This is a genomic window from Thermococcus sp., from assembly GCF_026991495.1.
Lineage (GTDB): Archaea > Methanobacteriota_B > Thermococci > Thermococcales > Thermococcaceae > Thermococcus.
This window is the reverse complement of record NZ_JALXBJ010000054.1, coordinates 1-4,759: the sequence shown is the minus strand read 5'-3', so window position 1 is coordinate 4,759 and position 4,759 is coordinate 1. Positions and strand designations below refer to the sequence as shown.

The 4,759-nt window shown below is 54.8% G+C and carries 4 protein-coding genes; 1 reads left to right on the top strand and 3 read right to left on the bottom strand.

Annotated elements, in window-relative coordinates:
* Positions 1–3,112 (bottom strand): isoleucine--tRNA ligase (gene ileS, locus MVB78_RS06870; protein WP_297489675.1); only part of this gene is annotated, 3,112 nt, incomplete at its 3' end.
* A gap of 217 nt (positions 3,113–3,329) precedes the next feature.
* Between ileS and MVB78_RS06865 the strand changes: the two genes are divergently transcribed.
* On the top strand, positions 3,330–3,614 hold the full coding sequence (locus MVB78_RS06865; RefSeq protein ID WP_297489673.1) for a DUF84 family protein: 285 nt from the start codon (positions 3,330–3,332) through the stop codon (positions 3,612–3,614).
* 244 nt (positions 3,615–3,858) lie between these two features.
* Here MVB78_RS06865 and MVB78_RS06860 read toward each other — a convergent pair whose 3' ends face one another.
* Positions 3,859–4,233 carry a hypothetical protein gene (locus MVB78_RS06860; protein ID WP_297489676.1) on the bottom strand — a complete coding sequence of 125 codons (375 nt, stop codon included), beginning with the start codon at positions 4,231–4,233 and terminating at the stop codon, positions 3,859–3,861.
* 59 nt (positions 4,234–4,292) lie between these two features.
* A partial coding sequence (locus tag MVB78_RS06855) for a hypothetical protein (RefSeq protein WP_297489671.1) occupies positions 4,293–4,759 on the bottom strand: 467 nt, incomplete at its 5' end.

The following is a 4,759-nucleotide window of genomic DNA, read 5'->3' as shown; positions in this document are numbered from 1 at the left end:
CCCTCGTCTCCTTCATGATGTAGTCGAGGTTTTCGCTGAGAAGCTCGCGGTTCTCTTCGCTCGTCTCTATGGTGACCCTAATGCGGTCGTTGACGTCCAAATCAAGTCTCTTGCGCATCTCCTGTATCCTCCTGACGAACTCCCTGGCGAAGCCCTCAGCTAAAAGCTCCCTCGTGAGGGTCTTGTCCACAAAGACCCTTCCGCCCTCAAACTCTTCACCAACGAGGAAGTCCGGCAACTTCTCCTCTACAGCCAGGTGCTCCCTCGTGAGGTGGAAGGTCTTTCCTTCGATTTCAACCTCCATTTCGCCCTTATCGTAGAGCTCCTTCCCGTGCTCGCTTATCCAAGCTATGACGAGCTTTGCGTCGCCCCTGAACTCCGGCCCAACTTTCGCGAAGTTCGGCTTTATGACGAGCTCGCGCTCGACCCTGCCAACGGTCACTTCCTTGGCGTTGAGCTGGTCTCTCAGGAGCCTGTTCAGCCTCTCGACGGCCTTCTTTACCGTTTCGTCCTCGGTCTCGATGATTATCCTCCTCACAGGGTAGCGGAGCTTTATCTTGGCCCTCTGCCTAGCCGAAGAGCCTGCCTCGACGATTTTCCTTACAACGTCCATCTCGCGCTCAAGTTCCTCGTCTATGGCCCTCTCATCAGTCTCTGGCCAGCCGAGGGTGTGGACGCTCTCGACGCCGATGAAAGGCCTCAGGAGGTTCTGGTATATCTCCTCTGCTATGTAGGGCGTGAAGGGTGCCATGAGCCTCAGGAGAACGTCAAAGACCTTCCAGACGGTATAGTAGGCCGCTAACTTGTCCGGGTCGTTGCTTTCAACCCACATGCGCTTCCTGATGAGCCTGACATACCAGCGACTCAAATCCTCAACTACGAAGTTGTATATCGCCCTTGTAGCTTTGGTCAGCCTGAAGGTCTCTATGCCCTCGGTGACGTCACCTATGAGGCTGTTGACCCTGCTTAGAATCCAGCGGTCCTCTTCCCTGAAGGGAAGCTCCTCCGGGTTGAGTTTGGTTGGGTCAAAGTCGTCGAGGCTCATGTAAGTGGCGCTGAGAACGTAGACGTTCCAGAGTATGTTGAGCATCCTCTTAACCTGTGCAAGGCCCTTCCAGCTGAAGCGGAGGTTCTCCCACGGGTTGGTGGCCCAGAGCATATAGAAGCGGAACGGGTCTCTGCCCTCCTTCTGGACAACCTCCTCAGGGCGGATGATGTTGCCGAGGCTCTTGCTCATCTTGTCGCCCTTCTCATCGAGGACGTAGCCGTGCATGGCAACCGCTCTGTATGGAACGGTGTCGAAGGCTATAACCGAAGCGGCCTGCTGGGAGTAGAACCACTTGGTAACCTGGTCCTCGCCTTCAACGATGAAATCAGCGGGCCAGAGCTTCTCGAAGTTCTCCTCAGTCCTCGGGTAGTCCAGCGAAGCCCAGCTGGCTATTCCGCTGTCGAACCAGACGTCAACGACGTCCTTGACGCGGCGCATCTCCTTGCCGTTGACCTTTATGATGAAGGCATCAACGTAGGGCCTGTGCAGGTCTTCTGGCCCGAGCTTCTCCTCTATGACCTTCAGCTTCTCCTCGTAGCTCTCGGGGAGCTCTATTCTCTCGCCGTTGACCTCTATCGCCACGCTCTTCTCGACCAGCTCCTTAAAGCTCCCGACGACGTATATCTCGCCGTCTTCGCTCTGCCATATCGGGAGCGGTATTCCCCAGTAGCGCTGCCTGCTTATGACCCAGTCGCCGGAGTTGAGAACGCCGTTGTCGTAGCGAACCTTGACCCAGTCTGGATACCAGGTGACCTTCTCGTCGTTCTCGGCTATTATTTTATCCTTGACCTTGCTGACCTTGAGGAACCACTGGTCTGTTGCTCTGAAGATGAGCGGGGTCTTACAGCGCCAGCAGTGGGGGTACTTGTGCTCTATCGTTCCAGCCTTGACGAGGTAGCCCTTCTCACGAAGGTGCTCGATTATCTGCGGGTCTGCGTCCTTGACGTAGGTTCCCTTCCACTTTCCTTCTGTGTAGCGTCCCTCGTCGTCAACGGGGCTGTAAACCGGCAGGCCGTACTTCCTTCCGACATCAAAGTCCTCCTCACCGTGGCCGGGTGCGGTGTGAACTAAGCCGGTACCGTCTTCAAGCGTTACGTGCTCGCCGAGGATAACGCGATGAGCCCACTCGTACTTCTCGCGGAACTCCTTTTGGGCTGGGTACTCCTCCATGAGGACGTGGATGTAGCGAAGGCCTTCAAGCTCCTCGCCCTTGAAGGTCTCAACGATTTCGCCCTTGACGCCGATCTCGTTGAGAACCCTATCAGCGAGGGCCTTCGCTATTATCCAGTACTCCTCTCCAGAATCGGTCTCGACCCTAACCTTGGCGTACTCGTATTCTGGGTGAACTGCGACAGCTAAGTTGGCCGGCAGAGTCCAGGGCGTTGTAGTCCAGATGAGGAGGTACTCGTTCTCTTTTCCTTCAACCGGGAACTTGACGTAGACGCTCGGGTCCTTTCTGAGCCTGTACTCACCGCGAACCTCGTGCTCAGCTAAAGCCGTCTCACACCTCGGACACCAGTGGAGGACGCGCTTGTCCCTCTCCAAAAGCCCCTTCTCCCAGGCCCGCTTTAGGGTAAACCAGCCGGATTCGATGTACTCGTTCTTTATGGTCATGTAGGGATTGTCCCAGTCCATCCAGACGCCGAGCATCTTGAACTGCTCGGTCATGATTTTGAGGTTGTTGAGGGCGAACTCCTTGCACTTCTTTATGAAGTTGTCAACGCCTATCTTGGTCTCTATCTCCTTCTTAACTTTGAGACCAAGGGCCTGCTCGACCTTGACCTCTATTGGAAGGCCGTGCATGTCGAAGCCCGGCTGTCTCCTAACGTTGTATCCCTGCATCGTTCTGAAGCGGATTATCATGTCCTTGATTATCTTGTTCCATGCCGTTCCAAGGTGTATGGCACCGCTGACGTATGGTGGCCCGTCGAGGAAGTAGTATTTGGGCCCGTTGGCTCTGCTGGCCTTGACCTTCTCGTAGGTGTCGTTCTCCTTCCAAAAGCGCTCTATCTTCTCCTCAAGCTTTCCCGGGTTGTACTCCCTAAGCTCAGGCTCCTTAATCATGGCAGAACCCTCCAGAAGTGATAGTCAAGGCTAACCCAGAAAGGGGATTTAAGCCTCGAAACGGGCAAAGCGGAGGATAAAACACTCCCCCCTCATGGGTATCGGGGGGAATTGGGAGGGGACCTTATAAGGTTTTTGGAAGTCTTGAAATGGGGATGTCCATGAGAATCGCCGTCGGATCTACAAACCCAACGAAATTCTGGCAGTCAGGGAGATAATGGGACTGGTGTACCCAGACACCGAGGTTTTCGGTGCGGACATTGAAAGTGTGGTACCAGACCAGCCCGTTGGAATGGAGGAGACCATCAGAGGGGTGATAAACCGCGCTAAGCAAGCCCTGGAAAAGGGAAAAGCGGATATCGGGGTTGGAATAGGAGCGGGCGTTTATCCTGTCCCAGCCTCGCTCACGGGCTATTTCGACATCCAGTTCTGCGCTATCCTCGATAGAGAGAGGTGGATCACCATAGGTCACGGCCCGGGCTTTGAGTATCCCCCTACGTGATCAAGAGGATAGAGGAGGGGGTTGAAGCGAGAAAGGCCATGGACGAGCTCGTTGGGGAAAGGGACTTAAAGAGAAGAAAATTGGAGCCATAGATTACCTCACGCACGGTATCCTGCCGAGAAAGGGAGCTGAACAAGCTTGCCGTTCTAATGGCACTGGTTCCCAGGATGAACAGAGAGCTTTACAGGTAGGGATCAGCGCAGCTTGCTATAGCGTCGAGATAATGAAAAGCTTGAGTTAGAGATCAAGCGTTCTCCTCCGAGCGCTCCTCCTCGGGCTCGCCCCTCCTCCTGCTCTCGTTCTTTATGACCTGCCTCACGTAGTCGATGAACTTCCTGACCTCCTCAAGATCGTCCTCCGGGATGTCGGCTATCTTCCTGTTCTTGGTCTTGTAGGTGAGCAGCTTGAGCAGCGCGAGCCTGCCGAGGGCGGTCTTGGTGCTTATTTCGCCATCCTTCCAGTCCTTCCAGATGGCATTGGCTATTCCGTAGAACTCGGGTATGCTGTCCAGTCCGGGATCGCCGACGTCTATGACCTCCTTTCCAAGGTACTTGTAGCGCTTCTCCTTCTCCTCCCTCGTGAACTCCTTCGTCTTCTCCTTTATGTACGCCTGAACCATGGCCATCACCATTTACTATATAGGAGGGGTGCTTAATAACCTTTTATCCACTGTTGGCCTTAATTCCCCTCAAGGAGGGATTTTAGGAGAAGTTTTGAAAGCCTGTTGTCGGTCCTTTGAAGGGCCTCCCTGATCTCATTCCTGCTCACGAACTCCCTGGACGCGTAGATGTAGAGTGCGTACGCTGTCAGCTTTGGATTCCCCTCCCCGAGGACTTCAAACGCCCTTGAGACCACTGGGTCATCAAGCAGCCTCCCGGCCAGGGCCCGCACCCTATCCAAATCGTTGTTCTCTACGGCATCTCTTAGAGGGGCGTAGAACTCCCTGATAAGGGCCCTCGCGAGAACGTGCCTGTTCTCAACCGGCTCGCTCTCCTCCCTCTGAAAGAAGTAGTAGGCCAAGAAGATGGCTATCGCGACGGCCAGGATAACGTAAACGGCCATGGCCGAACTCGACAGAGAGAAAACGGAAGGGTAACGGGCCCTCATTAAGTAGAGGATCGCTAAGCCCCCAATGACCCACGCAA